The sequence below is a fragment of the Streptomyces pseudovenezuelae genome (assembly GCF_029892565.1).
Taxonomy (GTDB): Bacteria; Actinomycetota; Actinomycetes; order Streptomycetales; family Streptomycetaceae; genus Streptomyces; species Streptomyces pseudovenezuelae_A.
This window is the reverse complement of record NZ_JARXVH010000006.1, coordinates 349,268-370,633: the sequence shown is the minus strand read 5'-3', so window position 1 is coordinate 370,633 and position 21,366 is coordinate 349,268. Positions and strand designations below refer to the sequence as shown.

The following is a 21,366-nucleotide window of genomic DNA, read 5'->3' as shown; positions in this document are numbered from 1 at the left end:
GCATTATTCGGTGATGAACCCGCCGCTCTGCCTCTTACCGTCGAGGGCATGACGACCGACGCAGAGCAGAACAGCACGCGTGACGAACGCTTCGCCCACGGCCTGGAGATCCTCCGGACGATCGACGGGGAGGCGGGGCAGCGGGTCATCGACTCGCTGCAGGACATCAGCCCCGAGATGGCCCATCAGATCGTCGCCTGGGGCTTCGGGGAGATCTACTCCCGGCCCGGACTCCCCCCGCGCGACCGCCAGTTGGTGACCCTGGGCATGCTCACCGCGCTGGGCGGCTGCGAGCCCCAGCTGGAGGTGCACGTCAACGCGGCCCTCAACGTGGGCCTGACACCCGAGGAGATCGTCGAGGCGCTGCTGCACTCGGCCGGCTACTGCGGCTTCCCCAAGGCCCTGAACGCGACCTTCGTGGCGAAGAAGGTCTTCACCGAACGCGGGCTGCTGCCACTCGGCAAGCAGCCCACGGACGGTGAGAGCGCTACTTCTGCCTGATCCGCAGGAAGGTGACGGAGTTCGCCGGGAACGTATACGAGAAGTTCTCGGCGACTCCGCTGAAGGTGGACGTCACCGGGGCGACCGGAGTGGCCGTCTCGGTGTTCACCGCGTCCGGCGCGGCGGCGAGGGTGGTCACCCGGGCCTTGGAGGCGACCTTCGCCCCGCCCAGGTCGATCGCCGTACGGGCCGCCGACGCCTGGGCGTTGACCACCTTGACGATGAGATCACCGGTCCTGTGGTCCTTCGTGACGACCTGGCGGAAGGGCTCGGCTGGCTTGTCGTCGGTGAAGCCGCCCCACTCCTGGCCGTCGAGGTAGAGGGTGACCTGACGGCCCCGCACCTTGACGTCGATGTCGTAGGCGCGGCCGGTCTCGATGCTGCCCGCCTTGGAGATCAGCGTCGACTTGCCGCCGTCCACGGCCTGTTCGACCGCGCTCTGGGTGTTGTTCCAGCCGCCCAGGTTCCACCAGTAGTAATTGCCGGTGTCCTTGACGCCGAAGGCGACGAGGAAGCCCTCCCTGCCGGACTTCTTGGTGGCCTTCACCCGCAGGTCGTAGTCGTGCCAGTTCGGGTCACCGGCCGACACCATGGTGTTCTCGGCCGCCTCGGCGGTCTGCACGTACTGCCCGTCCTGCACCGCCCAACTCCCGGTGCCCGTATGGGTCCACTGGCCGGCGTCACCGGAGAAGTCGTCGCTCAGCAGCGTGTTGCCGTCGGCGTCGGTGACCTTCACATCGTCGTACGCGGCGGTCGTGTTCCACGTCGACAGGCCGACGGCGCCGCTGATCGGGCCGGTGAGCGAGGGGGTGCCGGTGGCCGTCGAGGGGACGACCCGGTCACCGACGTTGGTCATGAACAGCTTCTGGACCTCGTAGTCGGCCGAGCTCCAGGAGGCGTGGTTGTTGAACCAGACCATGTCAGGGCGCCACTGGACGTAGTCCTCGTTGGCGAACAGCGGTGCGTAGGAGGCGAGTTTGACCACGTCGGCGTTGCGCTCCAGCCCGGTCATGTAGGCCGCTTCGGCGAGGCCGTTCTTGAAGGCGTTGCCTCCTGAGGCGTACTCGCCGAGGAAGACCTCGGGGCCGCTGCGGCTGTAGGTGTCGTAGCGGTCGTTGTTCTGCAGGAACCACTGCGGGCTGTTGTAGTAGTGCTCGTCGACCATGTCGACGTCCGCGTCCCGGTTGAGCCGCCAGGCGGTGTCGAAGGTCGAACCGGCGTCGTCCGGGCCGGAGTTGGAGATCACCGTCATGTACGGGTACTTGGCGTCGATCGCGGTCCGGAACTGCTGGAAGCGGGCGAAGAACTCGACGGGCAGGTTCTCCTCGTTGCCGACCTCGATGTGGGTGAGGTGGAAGGGCTTGGGGTGCCCCATCCGGGCGCGCAGCTTGCCCCAGGTCGACGTCACCGGGCCGTTGGCGAACTCGATGAGGTCGAGGGTGTCCTGGATGTGCCGCTTGAGCAACGCGTCGTCGTCGACGGCCCTGTTCTGGCCGCAGCCGGTCACCAGGGCCGGCACGACGGGCAGCGGCATGGCGCCGATGTCCTCGGCGAGACGGAAGTACTCGTAGTAGCCGAGGCCGTAACTCTGGTTGTAGCCCCAGACGTTGGAGTTGGTGGCGCGCGTCTCGACCGGGCCGACGGTGTCCTTCCACTGGTACGAGCGCTTGCGCTGGTAGCCGGAGGCCTCGCTGTAGTCCTGCATGGAACCGGTGTTGACCAGGCAGCCGCCGGGGAAGCGCACGAAGCCCGGGTGCAGGGCGGCGACCTTCTCGGCGAGGTCCGTGCGCAGGCCGTTGGGCTCGTGCTTGTAGGTGTCGCGCGGGAAGAGGGACACCATGTCGAGGGCCGCCGCGTCGGAGGCGGCGACCGTGAGACGGCCGGTGGAGCTGGTGCGGGTGGCGGTGAAGGTCGCCTTGTACTGGGCCCAGCCGCCCTTCACGGCCGCCTGGCGCGCGGCGGCCAGCGAGCCGTCCGTATCGGTGAGAGCGACGCTCAGTGCGGTGCCTGCCTCGGCCCGCGCCCACACCGAGAAGTCGTACTTCTTGCCCGCCTCGACGTGGACGCCTGTGTTGTAACCGGCGTTCGTGACCGCCGAACCGGCGCTCAGGGAAAGATAGTTGCGGTTGCGGGCGTTGAGCCGCCCGTCGTCGTTCACCACCTGCGCCGCACCGGCGACCGTCCAGGAGGTCAGCGGGGTGTACGCCGTGTTGTCGTCGGTGGAGTACTCGAAGGACCGGTTCTGCACGAGCTCGGCGTACAGCCCGCCGTCGGCGGCGCGGTTGATGTCCTCGAAGAAGACGCCGTACATCGTGTCGTCGATCTTCGCGCCCTTGTCAGCGGGGTCGACGGTGATCGCGTAGTCGGTGACGTCGTCGGCGTGGGCGGGCGTGGGGGCGGCCGGAACCAACCCCACGGCCAGCAGGAAGGCGCTTGCACACAGGCCGAGCCTCAGACGAGTGCGGGCGGTGCGTGACATGGATACTCCGCGGCTCTTGAAGGTGTTCGATTCGTTCGATATCTCGGACGTTGGTCAACACTTCGAACGGGAAGATAGGGAAGGGGCATGAGCGCGTCAATGGGAACGGTTGTCGAGAACTTTCGGGGCCGGAAGATCGACTGCCTCGGGGACGTAGGGTCGACGGCATGCATGCGCTGTGGCCCTACCTGATCGCCGTCGGCTGCCTGGCCCTGGTTCTCGGGTTCCTCACCTGGGCGGCCCGGTGGATCCGGCGGCGCGGATCCGGCGGCGGAGGTGTCGGCGCGGCGCTGGCCGCGTACGAGGAGGCCTTCCGGGCGACGAGTCACGCGGCGTACCAGGAGATCCGTGCGGAGGCCGGGCGCAAGGACCCGCTGGAGTCCCCGGATTGGCTGCGCCGACTGCGGAAGAGGGGCCGGTGATGGGCGAGTTCTGGCCCGTGCCGGACGTGTTGGCGCATCTGGCCGGGCGTTGGCGCGTGGAGCGGTCGGTGCGGGATCTCGTGAGCGGGGACGAGGGGCGCTTCGAAGGGGCCACCGTTTTCGGGGCACTGCCGGAGGGGGGTCTGCTGCACGAGGAGGCCGGCACGTTCACGTGGCAGGGCGTCGCGCGGCCCGCCGAGCGGACGCTGAGGTTCCTGCCGGGTGCGGCGCCGGGGACGGCGGATGTGCGCTTCGCCGACGGGCGGCCCTTTCACCAACTGGACCTGAGAGGCGGACAGTACATCGCCGACCATCCCTGCGCGGCCGACCTCTACCGGGGCGAGTTCACCGTCCGGGACGCGGACCACTGGCGGACGGTGTGGCGGGTGGGCGGTCCGGCCAAGGACCTGGTGCTGATCACCGACTACGCGCGGGAAGGCTGAACGCCGGTCACACCCGTGAGGACTGAGCGCCAGGGCTGCGTCCGGGACGGCTGCGCGTCGGCTACGTCTGTGAGAGCTGCGTCGGCGGCCCCTCGAAGCGGAGGTTCCAGCGGCCGGCGTGGCCCGTGACCGTGATCGTCGACAGGGGGCGTACGTCGATGTTCCAGTACGTCGCCGGGGGCGCCTTCAGGGCGTACACCAACGCGGCGCGGATCACGGACGGTTCGGCGACGGCGACGATGCGATCGCCGTCCTCGATGGGCCGGGTGTCGAGCCAGTTGCCGACGCGGGAGATGAAGTCCAGCAGCGACTCGCCGCCGTGCGGTGTGGACCGCGGGTCGGCGAGCCAGGCGTCCACCGCCGCGGGCTCCCGGGCCATCGCCTCGCCGAGGGTCAGCCCGCGCCAGCGGCCCATGTCGCAGTCCCGCAGGGCGAGTTGGACGAGCGGGGAGTAGCCGAGGCCCTCGCCGGTGGAGCGGCTGCGCGGGGTGGGCGAGCAGTAGCGCAGTTCGGCGACCGAGAGCGGTACCAGGTCGTGGGCGGCGCGCTGTACCTCTACCCATCCGGCCTGGTCCAGCGGTCGGTCGTCCTCGAAGCGTTCGGCGAGCAACGGGGAGCTGCGCGCGGCGGCGACGAACGTGACCCGAAGTAACATGCCGAGATCGTCAGTCTGGAAAGTACGCAGGTCAAGGGGTGTCGGCCGGGAGTTACCCAGGGTGCGCGAGGCCTCACTTCACGGTGTGGACCTGGCGGACAATCGCCTCAAACCTCCGGCTGGAGCAGCAGCGCCATCCACCGCTCGGGGTGGGGCAGGGCCTGGAATCCGACCTTCTCGTACACCCCGTGGGCATCCGCCGTGGCGAGCAGGATACGGCGCAGGCCGTACGGCCGCAGGTGGTCGCGCACGGCCGTGACCAGCGCCGTGCCGATGCTCTTGCCGCGTACCGACGGGTCGACATACACATCGCACAGCCAGGCGAAGGTCGCACGGTCGGTGAGCACCCGGGCATACGCCACCTGCTCCCCCGAAGCCACCTCGTACACACCGAAGTTCAGCGACCCCTCGATCGCCCGGTCCTGCTTCTCGCGCGGTCGCCCGAGGGCCCAGTACGCGTCGGTGGACAGCCAGCGGTGCACTCGGTCGACGTCGAGACGCTCGCGGTCGGTGAAGATCTCGTAGCCGTCGGGGAGGCCAGGGGTGTCGTTCATGGCGGGAGATTCACAGGTCGGGGGCGGGTTGTCGAGCGGGTTTCGGTTGGCGGACGGGCGTTGTCAGTGGCGGCTGGCACTCTTCAGGCATGACGGGGAGGACACCGCACGCGAGGGACTACGCCTGGTTGCGCGAGCGCCACGCGGGGCTGCGGGACGCGTACTGCATCACGCTGGCCGGCGCCATCGGGCCGCAGGAACTGCTGGCGGCGGTGGGCGCCGGGCCCGGGACTCGGATCACGGGCGTGGCGGGCCTGTTCGAGCCGTCCTTCGACTGCTGGGAACGGGCCGCGGGCGCCGAGCTGTTCGTCGGCGTCGCCGCCCTCGGCGACTGGGCGGTGATGGTCGAGGTGAACGGCTATCTGGGAGTGTCCTCGCCCGCGATACGCACGGTGTCGGCGGGGCGGACCGTGGTCTCCCACTACTACGCCGATGCGATGGACCGCTTCCTCTGGCTGGCGGACGGCGAACTGCTGCTGCGCTTCGAGCCCCTGCACCCCTCCCGCAGGGAGGGCAGCGGCGCGGACCGGTTCCTGGTGGAGATGCGGGAGTCCGGCTTCCGACTGGACCCCGACCAGGAGTTGGACCTTCAGGGCGCCGAGGCCGCGTTCGCTCTCGCCGAGCGCATCACCGGGGTACGGCTGACGGCCGAGTTGCTCGACTCCCTGGAGTTCGTCGGCGCGGTGGCACCCGTGCCCTAGGAGGCGGCACCCGCCCCCTAGAGCACCTCCCGGCACGCCGTCCGCAACCTCCGTACCCCCTCCACGATCTCCCCCACCCCGGCCACCGCCGCGAAGCTCAACCGGACGTGCGCCGCCGGCGGCTCCGCGCTGAAGTACGGGCGGCCGGGGGTGATGGCCACGCCCGCGCGCAGGGCCGCCGAAGTGAAGGCCAGCTCGTCCAGGCCGTCGGGAAGGCGGAGCCACAGGTGGTAGCCGCCGGACGGGATGTGCGGGAGGGCCAGTTCGGGGAGGTCGAGGCGGAGGGCCGCGGTCATGGTGTCCCGGCGGGTCTTCAACTCCGCCGAGATCGCCCGCAGATGGCGTGGCCAGGCGGGCGAGCCGACGAGTTCGAGGGCCGCTTCCTGGAGCGGGCGGGGGACGAAGAAGGTGTCGACGACCTGGATGGCGCGCAGCCGTTCCAGGACCGGGCCCCGGGCGGCCAGCGCACTGACCCGGAAGCTCGGCGAGGTCGCCTTGGTCAGGGAGCCGACGTGGACGACGACGCCGTCGGGGTCGGCGGCGGCGAGCGGACTCGGCAGCGGGCCTGCGTCCTCGTGGACCAGTCGTCGTACGAAGTCGTCCTCGACGACGAACGCGCCCGACTCCCGGGCGATACGCAGCACTTCGGGCCGGCGTTCGGGGGCGAGGACGGCGCCCGTCGGGTTCTGGAACAGCGGCTGGCAGACGAAGACACGGGCGCCGGTGGCCCGGAAGGCGTCGGCGAGCAGCTCCGGGCGGACGCCGTCCGCGTCGACCGGGACGGGGACGGGGCGCAGGCCCGCCGCCCGGGCGATCGCCAACATGCCCGGGTAGGTGGGTGATTCGACGAGGACGGGGGCGCCCGGTGGGGCTAGTGCGCGCAGGGCGGTGGTCAGCGCGGACTGGCCGCCGGACGTGACGAGCACCTCGGCCGCGGTGACCGCGCCGCCGATGCCGCGCGCGAACCACTCCCGCAGCTCCGGCAGCCCCTCCGTCGGCGGCCGCCCCCAGGCGCCGGGGCGGCGGCCCGCCCGGGACAGTGCCGCGGCCATCGCCCGCTCGGGCTGGAGGGAGGGGTGCAGATAGCCGCCGTTGAACTCGACGACCCCGGGCGGCGGCACGGCGAGCGTGGCCAGCACCGCGGACGCGTCCACCGTGCGCGGTACGAGGTCGGCCGCGCCGTCCGCGCTCAGCACCACCTCCTGCCAGGAGGTGTCCCCGGCGGGAGCGGTCGCGGCCCGCGCCCGGGCCCGGAAGGCACCGGCTCCGGGCCGGGTCACCACCAGTCCCTCGGCGGCCAGCTGGGCCAGCGCCCGCGAGACCGTCACCGGGCTGACCCGGAACCGCTCGACAAGACTGCGGCTCGACGGGAGCTTTCCACCAGGTGAGTAGCGGTCGAGCTCCTGCCGCAGCTGATTCGCCAGTTCACCGACACTGCTACGCTCTTGCATGAGAGCACAGAGTAGCGCTACCGCGCCGAATCCGATAACGGTCAGCACCCCGGCCGCCGAGGCGCCCGCCGCCGGCACGCTCCTGGCCGCCCTCGGCGTCGTCGTCTTCTCCCTGACCTTCCCCGCCACCGCCTGGGGCCTGGAGAGTTTCGGCCCCTGGGCGCTGGTCGGCGTGCGCAGTGCGCTCGCGGCGGTCATCGCAGGCTCCTGTCTGTCGGTGCTGCGCGTGCGGGTGCCGGAGCGCCGGCACTGGGCGGGGCTGGCCGTGGTCGCCGCCGGTGTCGTCATCGGCTTCCCGCTGCTGACCACGCTCGCCCTGCAGACCTCGACCACCGCGCACGCGGCCGTCGTCGTCGGTCTGCTCCCGCTCACCACCGCGCTGTTCTCCACCCTGCGCATGGGCACCCGCCCCTCCCGCACCTTCTGGACGGGGGCCCTCGCGGGCGCCGCCGCGGTGGTCGCCTTCACGGTGCAGCAGAGCGGCGGCGCGCTGACCACCGCCGACCTGTACCTCTTCGGCGCGCTCCTGGTGTGCGCGGCCGGCTACACCGAGGGCGGCCGGCTGGCCCGGGTCATGCCCGGCTGGCAGGTCATCGCCTGGGCGCTGGTTCTGTGTCTGCCGCTCACCGTGCCCGGCGCCGCCGTCGCGCTGTCGCAGGAGCCGGTGCACCTGAGTGCGCACGGCGTGGCCGGACTGCTGTGGGTGGCTGCGGGCTCGCAGTTCCTCGGGCTGGTCGTCTGGTACCGGGGCATGGCCGCGATCGGCATCCCCAAGGCCAGCCAACTGCAGTTGGCCCAGCCGCTGTTGACGCTGGTGTGGTCGGTGTTGCTGTTGGGCGAGCACCTGCCGGTGGCCGCCCCCGTGACGGCCGCCGCGGTACTCGTCTGCATCGCCGTCACCCAGCGGTCCCGGGGCTGAGGGGCCCGTACGCGCAGGTCTCAACGGGGGCCCGGCGCGTAGACTCAAGGCCCGGACCGCTGCTCCCGCACACGGTGAGGAGACCCGAGAGATGCGTGCAACAGTCGGCGACCGGCTTGTCCAGCACGGCAGGGTGGTCGGCCAACACGACAGGATCGGCGAGATCGTCGAAGTGCTGGGCCGGGAGGGCAACCCGCCCTACCGCGTCCGCTTCGAGGACGGCCACGAGGGCGTGTGCTCGCCCGGCCCCGACACCGAGATCCGGCACAAGGAGATGCTGCAGTAGCTCGGCGCCGGCCGTTCGCCCGCTGCGCCCGAGCTCAGCGCGGGACCCTCGCCCGCTGCTGGTAGTGGTCGGCGACCACGCGCGCCATCGCCCCGATCCGGTCCGCCGCCACGTCCTTGGCGGCGAAGTACACGTGCCCGTCCACCTCTTCGCGGCGGTCGGCCAGGCTGAGGTGCCGGGACAGTTCGGCGGGGTCCTGCCAGGCCGCGGGCTGCGCGGGGTCGCCGGCCTTGTACAGCGCCTCACCGAGGTAGAGCCGTGTCCCGCTGTCCTTCGCCACCTCCGCCCACCAGGGCACGAGCTTGGCGTAGTCGGCGGCGGCGAAGCCGATGTTCCAGTACAGCTGCGGGACGATGTAGTCGATCCAGTTCTTCCGCACCCACTTGCGGGTGTCCGCGTGGAGATCGTCGTACGTCTGCACCCCGGCCCGGGTGTCCGAGCCGAGCGGGTCGGTCGCGACGTTGCGCCACACGCCGAACGGGCTGATCCCGAACGCGGTCCCCGGCCGGGTCCTCTTGATCCAGGCCGCCGTCTCGCGCACCAGCTTGTCGATGTTGTCGCGCCGCCAGGCGGCCCGGTTGGGGAAGCCGGAGCCGTAGCGGTCGTAGGCCGCGTCGTCGTCGAAGGTCTGGCCGGCCACCGGGTACGGGTAGAAGTAGTCGTCGAAGTGCACCGCGTCCACCGGGTACTTGGCGACCGCGTCGAGCATCGCGTCCTGCACGAAGGCGCGGACCTGCGGCAGCCCCGGGTTGTAGTAAAGCTTGCCGCCGTACACGACCACCCAGTCCGGGTGCTTGCGCGCGGGGTGGGAGGCGACCAGCTTGGTGGGGTCGGTGTGGTTGGCGATGCGGTACGGGTTGAACCAGGCGTGCAGTTCCAGGCCGCGGGCGTGGGCCTCCTCGACCGCCGTCTTCAGCGGGTCCCAGCCGGGGTTCCTGCCCTGGGTCCCGGTGAGGTACTGCGACCAGGGCTCGTACGGCGAGGGCCACATCGCGTCGGCGGTCGGACGTACCTGGAAGATCACGGTGTTGAGGCGGTCGCGCACCGCGAGGTCGAGCTGGGCGATCAGTTCCGTGCGCTGCTCGGCCGCGGTCATGCCGGGGCGCGAGGGCCAGTCCCGGTTGGCCACGGTCGCCACCCACACGCCCCGCATCTCGGTGACCGCGCGCCGGCGGACGACGGGTACGGCGCTCGCGTCCGGCGCCCCCGCCAGGGTCGCCAGCGCGGCCAGTGCGAACGTCCGGCGAGACAGTCGTCCCATCTTCACAACACCCCCATACCCAGCGGATCCGCGCGGTCACGGATCGTCTCCGCCGCCCAGGATGCACGTCCCCGCGCGATCGATCATCGATACTTACGGGTAACGTGCACGATCGGAGCAGGCACCGAACCAAAGGCGTCCTGCCGCACGCGTAGATCAGCGAAGGGGACGATGTGACGGACATCCCGGCGGGAGACATTGCGCGCGTCGGAGTCGTGGGCTGCGGTCAGATGGGCGCGGGCATCGCCGAGGTGTGTGCCCGGGCCGGACTCGATGTGAAGGTCGCCGAGACCACCGGCGAGGCCCTGGAGATCGGCCGGACCCGGCTGTTCAACTCCCTGACCAAGGCGGCCGGACGCGGCAAGATCAGCGCGGACGAGCTGGCGGACACGCAGGCGCGGCTGAGCTTCACCACCGACCTCGGCGAGTTCGCCGACCGCGATCTGGTGATCGAGGCCGTCGTCGAGAGCGAGCAGGTGAAGACGGAGATCTTCCAGGTGCTCGACCAGGTGGTGACCCGCCCGGACGCGGTCCTGGCCTCCAACACCTCCTCGATCCCGCTGGTCAAGCTCGCGGTCGCCACCTCGCGCCCGGACCAGGTCATCGGCATCCACTTCTTCAACCCGGCCCCGGTGCAGCAGCTCGTCGAGCTGATCCCGGCGCTCACCACCTCCGAGGGCACGCTCGCCCGCGCCCAGGCCTTCGCCGAGAAGGTGCTCGGCAAGCACGCGATCCGCGCCCAGGACCGCTCCGGCTTCGTCGTCAACGCGCTGCTGATCCCCTATCTCCTGTCCGCGATCCGGATGTTCGAGTCGGGTATCGCCAGCCGCGAGGACATCGACAACGGCATGGAGCTCGGCTGCGCCCACCCGATGGGCCCGCTGAAGCTGTCCGACCTGATCGGCCTGGACACCGTCGCCTCGGTCGCGTCGAGCATGTACGAGGAGTACAAGGAGCCGCTGTACGCCGCTCCCCCGCTGCTCCAGCGCATGGTGGACGCGGGCCGGCTGGGCCGGAAGTCCGGCTCGGGGTTCTACGCCTACGCCTGACCACGAAGAGCGATCGACTACGAAGAGCGATTTCCATGGGCCCGGCACCGAGATGGCGCCGGGCCCACGTCATTCACACACCGTGTGCGCGCCGGGCCCGCATATGCCGCGCGCACACGCTCCCCACGCGCCCACCAGGCGAGTTGACTCTTCATGCGCATGCAAGGGATGTGCCGACTACGGAAAGGAGCGGACTCGTGACCGCCGACCCCGAGCATCCCGTGGTCCATGGAGAACTCGCAGAGTTACGCCGCCGCCTCGACGTCGCCTACGCGCGCGTCGAGGGCGGGTTGGCGCTGCTCACTCACCGTACGGAGGAGACCGACAAGGAAATCGACGGCCTGAGCGCGCGGATCATCGCCCTCGAACACTCCCGCTGGCCGTTGCCCGCTGTCGCGGCGCTGACGGCGGTGGGCGCGCTCGTCGTGACGATCTGGCAGGCCCTGGGACATTGAACGGCCAGGACCGGGTGGGGGGGTTCAGGGCAAGGTGTCCTGGCCGAGCCTGAGATGGTGCAGCAGCAGTAACGCGGCCGCCATGTTGGCGGCCGGGACCTCCCCACGGGCGACCATGTCGGGGACCAGCTTGAGCGGGACCCACTCCCGACGGTCGGACTCGAAGTCGTCCACGGGGTGTCCGATGTACTCGCCCTCGTCCGACCAGTAGATGTGGTGCCGGGCGTCGGTGAGCCCGTTGGAGGGCTCCACGCTCAGGAGGTGGTGCAGGGGTCCCGGTCGCCAGCCGGTCTCCTCCTCCAGTTCCCTGGCGGCCGCGAACGCGAGGTCCTCGCCGTCCTCGACGACGCCCGCCGCGAGTTCCCACCCCCAGCTGTCGGTGATGAAGCGGTGCCGCCAGAGCAGGAGGACCTCGTTGGCCTCGTTGACGACCGTGGCCACGGCGACCGGCCGCAGCTTGATCAGGAAGTGGTCGAGATGCCGGCCGTCCGGCAACTCGACATCTGCGAGGTTGACGCTGAACCAGCGATTTGAGTACACAGTTTGTTCGTTCTGTTTCGTCCACTGCACGGTTCTGCCACCTTCCGTCGAGTAAGTGGCAATATCGCAGCAGGAACGAAGACGTGTCGGTGATCATGGGCCGGGTCTACAGCGGTACGCGCAGCGCCCCGTCGATGAGTTCGGCGGCCTCGGCGGTGCCCGAACCGCCGCTGCGCACCAGGTGTTCGCGCACCGCGCGGAGTCTGTCGCGCAGCCGCTGGGACTCCATTCCACGGGCCTGTTCGGCCATCTGCACGGCCGCGGCCACGGCCTTCTCGGCGTTTCCCTGACGCAGTTCGATCGTGCTCAGCATGGCGAGCCGGTGCACCCGGCCGCGGTCGTGCGCCGGCTCACCGACGGCGGCCACCGCGTGCTCGCCCGCGGCCACCAGCTCGCCGAGGCTGAGCAACGCCTCCGCCACCTGGACGTTGACCAACCCCGGTTGGACATAGCCCGTCTCGTCGGGTTCGTATCCGCGCCGGATGCGTTCGGCGGCCTTCTCCGCACGCCGGATGCAGGACAGGGCGCTCGTGCCGTCGCCCAGGTGCGCGTACGCCTTGGCCTGCATCGCGTACAGGTCGGAGGCGAGCGCCGGGGTGATGTGCTTGCCGGCGGCGCGCAGCGCGGCCTCGGCGAAGGCGACGGCCTGGCGGTACTCCCGCATGAACAGCGCCTGGTTGACCAGCAGCGCGATCACGTAGGCGCCGAGTCCCTGATCTCCACTGGCCTTCGCGAGCCGCAGCGCCTGGTGGAAGTAGCGCTGGGCCAGGCCGTGCGCGTCGGAGTCGTACGCGCAGATGCCGGCGATCGCCACCAACCCGCCCGTGGCGCGGTGCAGTTGGCGGCCCATGGCGTCGGTGTAGCTGCCGCGCAGCAGCGGGGCGGCCTCGGCGTTGAGGAAGCCGACGATCCGGGTGCGGGTCGCTATGCCGCCGGCCTTGCGGTACATCTGCTCGTAGTGGGTGCGGGCGGCGCGCAGCATGTCGAGGTCGCCCGCGGTGACCCGGTGCCGGCCGCCGCGGGAGACGTCCGTGTCCTCGGGCGGGTTCTCCCACTCCCACACGGGCATCACGGCGGGCGTGCCGGTGACGGCGGGGGCGCCCAGTATGTGCGGGCGCTGCTGCTCGTCGGAGCGCCACAGCGCGGTGGCCCGCTCGACGAAGCCGGAGAGCGAGGTGCCGTGCGGGGTCGACGGTTCGCCGGGCACGCCGAGGCCGATGTCGTCGAGGGTCACCGGCCGGTGCAGGCGCTGCGCGAGCACTTCGCAGATCAGGTCGGGGACCTGGCCGCGTGGGCGCTGTCCCTTCAACCACCGTGCCACGGCGGTGTGTTCGTACCGCAACGCCAGTCCTCGGGCGCGTCCCGCCTGGTTCACATGTGCGGCGAGACCGGCGTGCGAGATGCCCGCCTCGTCCAGGATCGCGTCGAGCAGAGTGTTGGGCTGCATGGATGCCCCCCGGGTGCCTCGGTGCGGACAGAGTAGTGCGGGGCCGTTCACACGGGGTGTGAACGGAGTGCTCGAATCCGCAGCGTGTGCGCACTGTTGCGGAGAGTTCCGGGTCGGTTGACTGAACTGCCTCGCCAGAGGCCTGCGGGGCCGCCGGCTCCCCCTCACATAGTGCGGCGGCCCTGCCGGGGCTTGGCGGGTCGACCAGGCGCCGTTCGGTCAGAGGTGCGTTGTCGGCTGTGGGCTGGAGGTGGCTGGTCGCGCAGCTCCCCGCGCCCCTGAGGTCAGTTGGCGTTGGCGGTTGTTCTGTAGTGCCAGTAAGGCCACGTCATCCGTGGGGGCGCCTGCGGTGTGGCGGAGTAGGGCTGTGAAGGCTGCTCCCAGGAGTAACTGGGGGGCCGCCAAGGGGGTTTCACGCAGGGTCGCGGTCAGTACCCCCTGCAAGGGAAAGAAACGGCCCCGGGCGTTTCTCGCGTCCTCGGCTCCGTCTGTGTGGAGGAACAGGGTTTCGCCGGAGAGTAGGTGGCCGCAGTGGTGGACCGGGAGGTCTGGTGGGAGGGCGAAGGGGCCGAGGGGTGGGAGGGGGTCCACACAGGTCAGGGGTTCGACTCGGGGACCGCTGAGGAGGTACGGCCAGGGGTGGCCGCAGTTGAGGGCGCGGATCTCGCCGTCGGGGCGGATCTCCAGGAGGAGGACGGTGACGAACTCCTCGGCGACCGGGCTGTCCGGTTCGGGGCCGACGGAGGGGTGTTCGGCGCGGGCGCGTTCGCGCAGGTGGCGGGCGAGGGCGCGGTCCAACTTCCGCAGGACACCGCCGAGTTCGGGCTCGTCGTGCACGACCTCGCGGAACGAGCCGAGGACGGCGGCGACCGTGCCGATGGCACCGATCCCGTGGCCTCGCACATCGCCCATGACCACGCGTACGCCGTGCTCGGTGGCGATGACCTCGTACAGGTCGCCGCCGACGACCGCGCCGCGGTCCGTGGAGAGTTGGGCGGCGGCGACGTTCAGGCCGTCGATGCGCGGGGGCAGCGGTCGCAGCAGGACGCTCTGGGCGGCGCCGGCGACCCGGCGGACCGCTCTGAGCTCACGCATCAACGCCTGCCGGACATGGACTATCAGCCCGGTGCCGACGGCGAAGAAGACGGCGCTGGTGACGATCCGCGCCCCGATCCCGTTCTGCTGGGCGAGCGGACAGGCCAGTTTGTACGTGATCGCCATGGCACCCCAGACCGTCGGCAGCCCCAGCGCGAGAACCCGGCGCAACGGCCTCGGCTCCTCCTCGCGGACGGCCCGGCGGGACACCCCAGCCTTGATGCGGATCATGCCGATGGCCCCCCATTTAGGCCCTGACAGCGCAGACGGACCGGCCCCGAAAGGCCGGTCCGATTCTGTCGACCGCATGGCCCGGGAGGACCAGATCGCCCAGGATTGTCACCCATATGAGTGACGTGACCGAGGGTGGCCGGTCAGGCCATGGCCATGGTCCGACCAGCCACCGTCACGGTCGTCAGGCGCGCAGTACCGCTCCCGCCCGCTCGCCCGCGAGGGCGACCGCCGCGTCCCGGGCCGCCGAGGCCTCGTCCACGGTGAGGGTCCGGTCGGCCGCGCGGAACCGCAGGGCGTAGGCCAGCGACTTGTTGCCCGCGCCGAGCTGCTCGTCGTTCTCGTAGACGTCGAACAGCCGGATGGACTCCAGGAGTTCGCCGGCGCCCTCGCGCAGCGCGGCCTCGACCTGTGCCGTCGGCACCTCGCGGGCGACGACGAGCGCGACGTCCTGCGTGGCGACCGGGAAGGAGGAGATCCGGGGCGCCTGCGGGGTGTCGTCGCCGACCGCCGTGAGCGCGTCCAGGTTCAGCTCCATGGCGCTGGTGCGGGCGGGCAGGCTCAGCGCCTTGGCCACGCGCGGGTGCAACTCGCCCGCGTGGCCGACGACTTGCTCGTCCCCGTCGGTCACGATCACGAGCTCGGCGGTGCGCCCGGGGTGCCACGGACCGTACTGGCCCTGGCGGACGACGAGTTCGGCGCCGGCCTCGCGTGCGACCGCGCGGGCCGCCTCGACCGCGTCGGCCCAGTCGGCCGGCCGGCCCTTGCCCCACCAGCCGGCCTGCTCGCGGGCGCCCGCGAGGACGACGGCGACATGGCGTGGCTGCACGGGCAGCGTGGCGTTCAGCTCGGCGATCTCCTCGTCGGTGGGACGCCGGTCGACGGGCAGGGACACGGCGGTGTGCTGCTCGGCGGCCGGGTGGAAGACCAGCCCGGTCTCGAACAGCGCCAGGTCGTGCGCGCCCCGGCCGTCGTTGCGCCGCAGCGCGCCGAGCAGGCCCGGCAGCAGCGACGTACGCAGCGCGGGCTCCTCGTCGTTGAGCGGGTTGACGAGCTTCACGACGCGGCGGGCCGGGTCGTCCGCCGCCAGCAGGAGCTGGTCGAAGACCTGCTCGCCGACGAACGGGTAGTTCGGCGCCTCGACGTATCCGGCACCGGCGAGCACCCGGCCGACGCGGCGGTGCAGCCGCTGCCGGCGGGTCAGACCGCGACCGGCCGGGGGGCGGGGCAGCGTGGAGGGCAGGTTCTCGTAGCCCTCCAGGCGGATGACCTCTTCGGCCAGGTCGTTGATCGCGGCCAGGTCGGGCCGCCAGGACGGCACGGTGACGATCAGCTCGTCCTGCCCGTACACGTCGCAGCCGATCTCCTGGAGCCGGCGTACGACGGTCTCGCGGCCGTAGTCGACGCCCGCGACCTTGTCCGGGTGGTCGGCCGGGACGGCGATGGTGTGCGGCGCGGACGGCGCGCTGATCTCGGTGACGCCGGCCTCGGCGGTGCCGCCGGCCAGCAGCACGAGCAGGTCGACGGTGCGCTGCGCGGCGGCCGCCGCGGCCTGCGGGTCGACACCGCGCTCGAAGCGCCGGGACGCCTCGGAGGACAGCTTGTGGCGGCGGGCGGTGCGGGCGATCGACACCGCGTTGAAGTGCGCGGCCTCGATCACGACGTCGCTCGTCGCGTTCTCGGTGTCCTCGTGGTCGGCGATCTCGGTGTTGGCGCCGCCCATGACGCCTGCCAGCCCGATGGGACCGCGGTCGTCGGTGATGACCAGGTCCTCGGCGTGCAGGGTGCGCGTGACGCCGTCGAGGGTGACGAGCTTCTCGCCCTGCTCCGCGCGGCGCACCCCGATGGTGCCGTGGACCAGGCCGCGGTCGTAGGCGTGCAGCGGCTGGCCGAGCTCCATCATCACGTAGTTGGTGACGTCGACGGCGAGCGAGATCGGACGCATGCCGACCTTCTGCACCCGGCGCTGGAGCCAGATCGGCGAGCGGGCCTCGAGGCTCAGACCGGTGACCGTGCGGGCGGTGAAGCGGTCGCAGCCGACCGGGTCGGAGACCTTCACCGGGTAGCCGAAGGCGTTCGGTCCGGGCACGTCGAGGAGTGCCGGGTCGCGCAGCGGCAGGCCGTAGGCGATGGCGGTCTCGCGGGCCACGCCGCGGATGGAGAGGCAGTCGCCGCGGTTGGCGGTGACGGCGATGTCCAGGACCTCGTCGACCAGTTCGAGCAGCTCGACGGCGTCCTTGCCGATCTCGGTCTCCGGCGGCAGCACGATGATGCCGTGGGTGCCGTCGTCGCCCATGCCCAGCTCGTCGCTGGAGCAGATCATGCCGTGGGACGTCCTGCCGTAGGTCTTGCGGGCGGCGATCGCGAAGCCGCCGGGCAGCACGGCGCCCGGCAGGACCACGACGACCTTGTCGCCGACGGCGAAGTTCCGGGCACCGCAGACGATCTCCTGCGGCTCACCGGTGCCGTTGGCGGTGCCGACGTCGACGGTGCAGAACCGGATCGGCTTCTTGAAGCCCTCCAGCTCCTCGATCGTCAGCACCCGGCCGACGACGAGGGGGCCCTTGAGGTCGGCGCCGAGGTGCTCGACGGTCTCGACCTCCAGGCCCGCCGAGATGAGCTTGGCCTGGACGTCACGGCCGGTTTCGGTCGCCGGCAGGTCGACGTACTCCCGCAGCCAGGAAAGCGGGACCCGCATCAGATCTCCATCCCGAACGGCCGGGTGAACCGGACGTCACCCTCGACCATGTCTCGCATGTCTTCGACGTTGTGGCGGAACATCAGCATCCGCTCGATGCCGAACCCGAAGGCGAATCCGCTGTACTTCTCGGGGTCCACACCGCAGGCGGCCAGCACCTTGGGGTTGACCATGCCGCAGCCGCCCAGCTCGATCCAGCCCTCGGAGGAGCAGGTGCGGCAGGGGCGGTCGGGGTTGCCGACGGACTCGCCCTTGCAGACGTAGCAGAGCATGTCCATCTCGGCGGACGGCTCGGTGAACGGGAAGAAGTTCGGCCGCAGCCGGGTCTTCATGCCCGCGCCGAACAGGGACTGGACCATGTGATCCAGGGTGCCCTTGAGGTCGGCCATGGTGAGGCCCTCGTCGACCGCGAGCAGCTCGACCTGGTGGAAGACCGGGGTGTGGGTGGCGTCCAGCTCGTCGGTGCGGTACACGCGGCCGGGGCAGATCACGTAGACCGGCAGCTCGCGCTCCAGCAGGGAGCGGATCTGCACGGGCGAGGTGTGGGTGCGCAGCACGACGCCGGACTCGGTGCCGCTGCCGCCCGAGCCGCTGTCGGATGCCGTCCGCACGAAGAAGGTGTCGGCCTCGCCGCGGGCCGGGTGGTCCGGGCCGATGTTGAGGGCGTCGAAGTTGAACCACTCGGCCTCGACCTCGGGGCCCTCGGCGACCTCGTAGCCCATGGCCACGAAGACGTCCTCGATGCGCTCCGAGAGGGTGGTCAGCGGGTGGCGGGCGCCGGCCGGCACGCGGTCGTAGGGCAGCGTGACGTCCACCGCCTCCTCGACCAGCACGCGCGCGTCGCGCTCGGCCTCCAGCTCGGCCTGGCGGCCGGCGAGCGCCTTGTTCACCGCGCCCCGGGCCTGGCCGACCAGCTTGCCGGCGGCGGCCTTGGCGTGCGGGGGCAGCGCGCCGATCTCGCGGTTGGCGAGGGCGAGGGGGGAGGTGCCGCCGGTGTGGGCGACCTTGGCCTCCTGGAGTGCGTCGAGGTCACCGGCGGCGGCGAAGGCGGCGAGCGCCTCGTCCCGCATGCGCTCGATCTCTTCCGGTTTCAAGGCCTCGACCTCTACAGGGTCGTACGACTTATTCGGTGCCGACATCTCTTCCCGTGCTTCCGGTTGGCTGGCGGATGGTCCCCGTCCCGACTCGGGGGGACGCGTCGTCCCTGAAACCTGAAACGGGGACGCAAAGGTGCCAAAGGCCGAGTCTAACGGGGGTGAGACAGGTGACCGCGCCCGTGGGGCCTCGTCGGCGGCTACTGGAGATACGCCGGGGTGCCCACGGGCAACGTAAATCGGAACTCGGCGCCGCCGCCGGGGGCGCGGCCGACCGTGATGGCACCGCCGTGGGCCTCGACGATGCCCTTGACGATGTAGAGCCCGAGGCCCGTGCCGCCGCGCTTGCTGCCCCGCCAGAAGCGGGTGAAGACGCGGTTCATGGACTCCTCCGGGATGCCGGGCCCCTCGTCGCCCACGGTGACCGACGTGCCGGCGGCGTCCTCCCGCTCGCGCGGGGACGCCGAGGGCGTGACGTCAATCGTGACGGTTCCCTCGCCGTGGCGCACGGCATTTTCCAGCAGGTTGCTGAGCACCTGGTCGACCTTGTCCGGGTCGGCCCACAGGGCGGGCAGCGGCTGCTCGATGCGCAGCAGGAACTTGTCGGCGGGCTGGCCCGCGGCGACGTAGGCCTGGATGTGCCGGCCGACGGCGGCGCCCATGTCGACGGGCTGGCGGCGCAGCTCCAGGCGGCCGCTGTCGATCCGGGAGATGTCGAGCAGTTCGGCGATGAGCCGGGTGACGCGGTCGGCGTCGGCGTCGACGGTCTCCAGCATCAGCCGCTTCTGGTCGTCGGTGAACCTCTCCCACTTGGCCAGCAGGGTGGCGGTGAAGCCCTTGACGGAGGTGAGCGGCGAGCGCAGTTCGTGGGCGACGGTGGCGATCAGCTCGGCGTGGCTGCGCTCGGTGCGGCGGCGGGCCTCGGTGTCCCGCAGGGAGACGACGAAGCGCTGGACGGGTCCGGTGGGTTCGTCGCGCACGTACCGCGCGGAGACCAGGACCTCTCGTCCGCCGGGCAGCAGGAGGTTGCGCTCGGGCTGGCGGACCCGGGTGGCGAGGCCGCCGTAGGGGTCGGTCAGCTGCCACCAGCGACGCCCCTCCAGGTCCTCTAACGGCAGGGCCTTTTCCAGCCGTCGGCCAAGGGCGTCCTCGGCGCGGACGGCGGTGATGCGTTCGGCCGCCGCGTTGAAGCAGATCACCTGGCCGTGCTCGTCGGCGACGACGAGTCCGTCGGGCAGGTCGTCGGGGTCGATGCCGAGCCCTGCGGGGCCGTCGTGCGGGGGCACGGGTCCGGGCCGCACGTCACGTGCTCCCCGCGCCCTGCTCGTGCCGACGCTCATATCCCCGTATCCCGCCTTTCAACCGGCGCAGGTGGCTCCCGAGCTGGTCACCCTACTAGCTCTCGGTGACGGAGCGGCACCCTCCGGAGGCGCGCTGTGCACGGGCCGACGCATAGAGACATACGGCGGCGGCGGTGGCGAGGTTCAGGCTCTCGGCCTTCCCGTGGATCGGAACCCGCACCACGGCGTCCGCGAGCACCCGGGTCTCCTCCGGCAGCCCCCACGCCTCGTTCCCGAACACCCAGGCGGTCGGCCCGCCCATGGTCCCCTGGTCCAGCTCGTCGTCGAGGTCATCGGTCCCGGCCCCGTCGGCGGCGAGAATCCGCACCCCGATCCCCTTGAGCCCGGCCACGGCCTCCTCGACGGGCACCCCGACAGCGACGGGCAGATGAAAGAGAGAACCGACGGAGGCCCGTACGGCCTTCGGGTTGTAGAGATCCACAGAAGCATCGGTCAGTACGACGGCCTCGGCGCCGGCAGCATCGGCGCACCGCAGCACGGTCCCCGCATTACCGGGGTCCCGCACGTTCGCAAGGACGGCGACAAGCCTGGGCCGAGCGGCGAGGATCTCGGCGAAGGGCGTGTCGAGAAACCGGCAGATCCCGACAAGTCCCTGCGGGGTGACGGTAGTCGAGATGTCGGCGATGACCTGCTCGTCGGCAAGATGCACCCGAGCGCCAACATCCCGCGCCTCACCGACGATGTCGGCGTACCGCTCCGCGGCCTCGACGGTGGCGAACAGCTCGACGAGCGTGTCCCCGAACCCGGCAGCCTCCCGCACGGCCTGCGGCCCCTCGGCCAGAAACAGCCGCTCCTTCCCCCGAAAGTTCCGCTTGGCGAGCCGCCGGGCGGCGGAGACGCGGGGGGAACGGGGGGAGATCAACTCAGGGCTGACGGGGGACATCCAACTCACTTTCCGTACCACTTCTCCGCCGCGACGGCGATCAACCACGACGGCGGGCAACGGCGGTGCCGAGCCGTCCCGCACCACTCAACGCAATGGACCCGCAGGCAGAAACCCACGGGTCCACACAGTGACGCCGGCCGGAGCCAGCGCAGCGATCACGCAGCCTTGGGCGCGTTGACGTCGCTCGGCAGAGCCTTCTGCGCGACCTCGACGAGCGCGGCGAACGCACCGGCGTCGTTGACGGCCAGCTCCGCGAGGATCTTGCGGTCGACCTCGATGTTGGCCGCGTTCAGACCCTGGATGAAGCGGTTGTACGTGATGCCGTTGGCGCGGGCAGCGGCGTTGATGCGCTGGATCCACAGCCGACGGAAGTCGCCCTTGCGCTTCTTGCGGTCGTTGTAGTTGTAGACCAGCGAGTGGGTGACCTGCTCCTTGGCCTTGCGGTACAGGCGCGAACGCTGACCGCGGTAGCCGGAGGCGGCTTCGAGAATCGCCCGGCGCTTCTTGTGGGCGTTGACTGCCCGCTTGACGCGTGCCACTTGTTAACTCCTTGTAGCGGGGCCGTGGTTGGACTCACACGGCCCGGAATCGATGGGGTCCCGGTCCAGACGTACGGCGCTCAACCGGAGCGCCGCGTACGTCACTTGCCGAGAAGCTTCTTGATCTTCTTGGCGTCGCCCGGGGCCATCTCTGCGTTGCCGGTGAGGCGACGCGTCACACGGGACGACTTGTGCTCGAGCAGGTGGCGCTTGCCGGCACGCTCGCGGAGCACCTTGCCGGAGCCGGTGATCTTGAAGCGCTTGCTGGCACCGCTGTGCGACTTGTTCTTCGGCATAGC

At 70.9% G+C, this 21,366-nt stretch carries 22 protein-coding genes; 8 read left to right on the top strand and 14 right to left on the bottom strand.

The features are described 5' to 3' along the window. Positions 1-48 precede the first annotated feature (48 nt). Positions 49-501 carry a carboxymuconolactone decarboxylase family protein gene (locus M2283_RS21565; RefSeq protein ID WP_280877953.1) on the top strand — a complete coding sequence of 151 codons (453 nt, stop codon included), beginning with the start codon at positions 49-51 and terminating at the stop codon, positions 499-501. Here M2283_RS21565 and M2283_RS21560 read toward each other — a convergent pair. Beyond that, positions 488-2,980 (bottom strand): alpha-L-arabinofuranosidase C-terminal domain-containing protein, encoded by a 2,493-nt coding sequence (locus M2283_RS21560; RefSeq protein ID WP_280877952.1) that lies wholly within the window; start codon positions 2,978-2,980, stop codon positions 488-490. The genes M2283_RS21565 and M2283_RS21560 overlap by 14 nt on opposite strands. 167 nt (positions 2,981-3,147) lie before the next feature. On the opposite strand from M2283_RS21560, the gene M2283_RS21555 reads away from it, so the two are divergent. After that, positions 3,148-3,402: a hypothetical protein gene (locus M2283_RS21555; protein WP_280877951.1), complete on the top strand. Its 255-nt coding sequence runs from the start codon at positions 3,148-3,150 to the stop codon at positions 3,400-3,402. Next, entirely contained in the window at positions 3,402-3,845 is a 444-nt protein-coding gene (locus M2283_RS21550; protein WP_280877950.1) for a DUF6314 family protein, read from the top strand. Before M2283_RS21555 ends, M2283_RS21550 begins: the two co-directional genes overlap by 1 nt. A 61-nt stretch (positions 3,846-3,906) precedes the next feature. Here the strand turns inward: M2283_RS21550 and M2283_RS21545 are convergent, their stop codons facing one another. Together M2283_RS21545 and M2283_RS21540 are read right to left on the bottom strand one after the other, a co-directional pair. Continuing rightward, complete coding sequence (locus tag M2283_RS21545) at positions 3,907-4,500, bottom strand: histidine phosphatase family protein (protein WP_280877949.1); 594 nt, start codon at positions 4,498-4,500, stop codon at positions 3,907-3,909. 107 nt (positions 4,501-4,607) lie between these two features. Continuing rightward, entirely contained in the window at positions 4,608-5,054 is a 447-nt protein-coding gene (locus M2283_RS21540; protein ID WP_280877948.1) for a GNAT family N-acetyltransferase, read from the bottom strand. 89 nt (positions 5,055-5,143) lie between these two features. Here M2283_RS21540 and M2283_RS21535 point away from each other — a divergent pair, with 89 nt between their 5' ends. Continuing rightward, positions 5,144-5,755 (top strand): DUF6461 domain-containing protein, encoded by a 612-nt coding sequence (locus tag M2283_RS21535; protein WP_280877947.1) that lies wholly within the window; start codon positions 5,144-5,146, stop codon positions 5,753-5,755. Positions 5,756-5,772: 17 nt separating this feature from the next. On the opposite strand, the gene M2283_RS21530 is transcribed toward M2283_RS21535, so the two are convergent. After that, positions 5,773-7,206, bottom strand: coding sequence for a PLP-dependent aminotransferase family protein (locus M2283_RS21530; protein ID WP_280877946.1), 1,434 nt, complete (start codon positions 7,204-7,206; stop codon positions 5,773-5,775). Here M2283_RS21530 and M2283_RS21525 point away from each other — a divergent pair. Both M2283_RS21525 and M2283_RS21520 read left to right on the top strand, forming a co-directional pair. Beyond that, positions 7,205-8,125 (top strand): DMT family transporter, encoded by a 921-nt coding sequence (locus M2283_RS21525; protein WP_280877945.1) that lies wholly within the window; start codon positions 7,205-7,207, stop codon positions 8,123-8,125. The two genes, M2283_RS21530 and M2283_RS21525, sit on opposite strands and share 2 nt — an antisense overlap. A 91-nt stretch (positions 8,126-8,216) precedes the next feature. After that, positions 8,217-8,411: a DUF1918 domain-containing protein gene (locus tag M2283_RS21520; RefSeq protein ID WP_280877944.1), complete on the top strand. Its 195-nt coding sequence runs from the start codon at positions 8,217-8,219 to the stop codon at positions 8,409-8,411. Positions 8,412-8,445: 34 nt separating this feature from the next. On the opposite strand, the gene M2283_RS21515 is transcribed toward M2283_RS21520, so the two are convergent. Then, positions 8,446-9,672, bottom strand: a complete 1,227-nt coding sequence (locus M2283_RS21515; protein ID WP_280877943.1) for a glycoside hydrolase family 10 protein — start codon at positions 9,670-9,672, stop codon at positions 8,446-8,448. Between the two features lie 173 nt (positions 9,673-9,845). On the opposite strand from M2283_RS21515, the gene M2283_RS21510 reads away from it, so the two are divergent. Then, positions 9,846-10,721: a 3-hydroxybutyryl-CoA dehydrogenase gene (locus M2283_RS21510; protein WP_280877942.1), complete on the top strand. Its 876-nt coding sequence runs from the start codon at positions 9,846-9,848 to the stop codon at positions 10,719-10,721. A gap of 197 nt (positions 10,722-10,918) precedes the next feature. Further along, entirely contained in the window at positions 10,919-11,176 is a 258-nt protein-coding gene (locus tag M2283_RS21505) for a hypothetical protein (RefSeq protein ID WP_280877941.1), read from the top strand. A 24-nt stretch (positions 11,177-11,200) separates the two neighbouring features. Here the strand turns inward: M2283_RS21505 and M2283_RS21500 are convergent, their stop codons facing one another. The 9 genes from M2283_RS21500 to rpmI all read right to left on the bottom strand — a co-directional run bounded on the left by M2283_RS21500 (position 11,201) and on the right by rpmI (position 21,363). After that, the gene (locus tag M2283_RS21500) at positions 11,201-11,746 is read right to left on the bottom strand and encodes an NUDIX hydrolase (RefSeq protein ID WP_280877940.1); all 546 of its coding nucleotides are present in this window, start codon (positions 11,744-11,746) and stop codon (positions 11,201-11,203) included. A gap of 76 nt (positions 11,747-11,822) precedes the next feature. Then, a complete protein-coding gene (locus M2283_RS21495; RefSeq protein WP_280877939.1) occupies positions 11,823-13,163 on the bottom strand; it encodes a transcriptional regulator in 1,341 nt (446 codons plus the stop codon). A 219-nt stretch (positions 13,164-13,382) separates the two neighbouring features. Next, a complete protein-coding gene (locus M2283_RS21490) occupies positions 13,383-14,489 on the bottom strand; it encodes a PP2C family protein-serine/threonine phosphatase (protein ID WP_280877938.1) in 1,107 nt (368 codons plus the stop codon). A 184-nt stretch (positions 14,490-14,673) separates the two neighbouring features. Next, entirely contained in the window at positions 14,674-17,187 is a 2,514-nt protein-coding gene (pheT, locus tag M2283_RS21485) for a phenylalanine--tRNA ligase subunit beta (RefSeq protein WP_280877937.1), read from the bottom strand. Continuing rightward, the gene (pheS, locus tag M2283_RS21480) at positions 17,187-18,326 is read right to left on the bottom strand and encodes a phenylalanine--tRNA ligase subunit alpha (protein ID WP_280877936.1); all 1,140 of its coding nucleotides are present in this window, start codon (positions 18,324-18,326) and stop codon (positions 17,187-17,189) included. The genes pheT and pheS overlap by 1 nt, the downstream gene beginning before the upstream one ends. 155 nt (positions 18,327-18,481) lie before the next feature. Continuing rightward, positions 18,482-19,621 carry a sensor histidine kinase gene (locus M2283_RS21475; RefSeq protein ID WP_280877935.1) on the bottom strand — a complete coding sequence of 380 codons (1,140 nt, stop codon included), beginning with the start codon at positions 19,619-19,621 and terminating at the stop codon, positions 18,482-18,484. A gap of 55 nt (positions 19,622-19,676) precedes the next feature. Then, a complete protein-coding gene (locus M2283_RS21470) occupies positions 19,677-20,525 on the bottom strand; it encodes a TrmH family RNA methyltransferase (protein ID WP_280877934.1) in 849 nt (282 codons plus the stop codon). A gap of 158 nt (positions 20,526-20,683) precedes the next feature. Continuing rightward, entirely contained in the window at positions 20,684-21,067 is a 384-nt protein-coding gene (gene rplT, locus M2283_RS21465; protein WP_019066261.1) for a 50S ribosomal protein L20, read from the bottom strand. Positions 21,068-21,168: 101 nt separating this feature from the next. After that, positions 21,169-21,363: a 50S ribosomal protein L35 gene (gene rpmI / locus M2283_RS21460; protein WP_019065473.1), complete on the bottom strand. Its 195-nt coding sequence runs from the start codon at positions 21,361-21,363 to the stop codon at positions 21,169-21,171. Between the last annotated feature and the right edge of the window lie 3 nt (positions 21,364-21,366).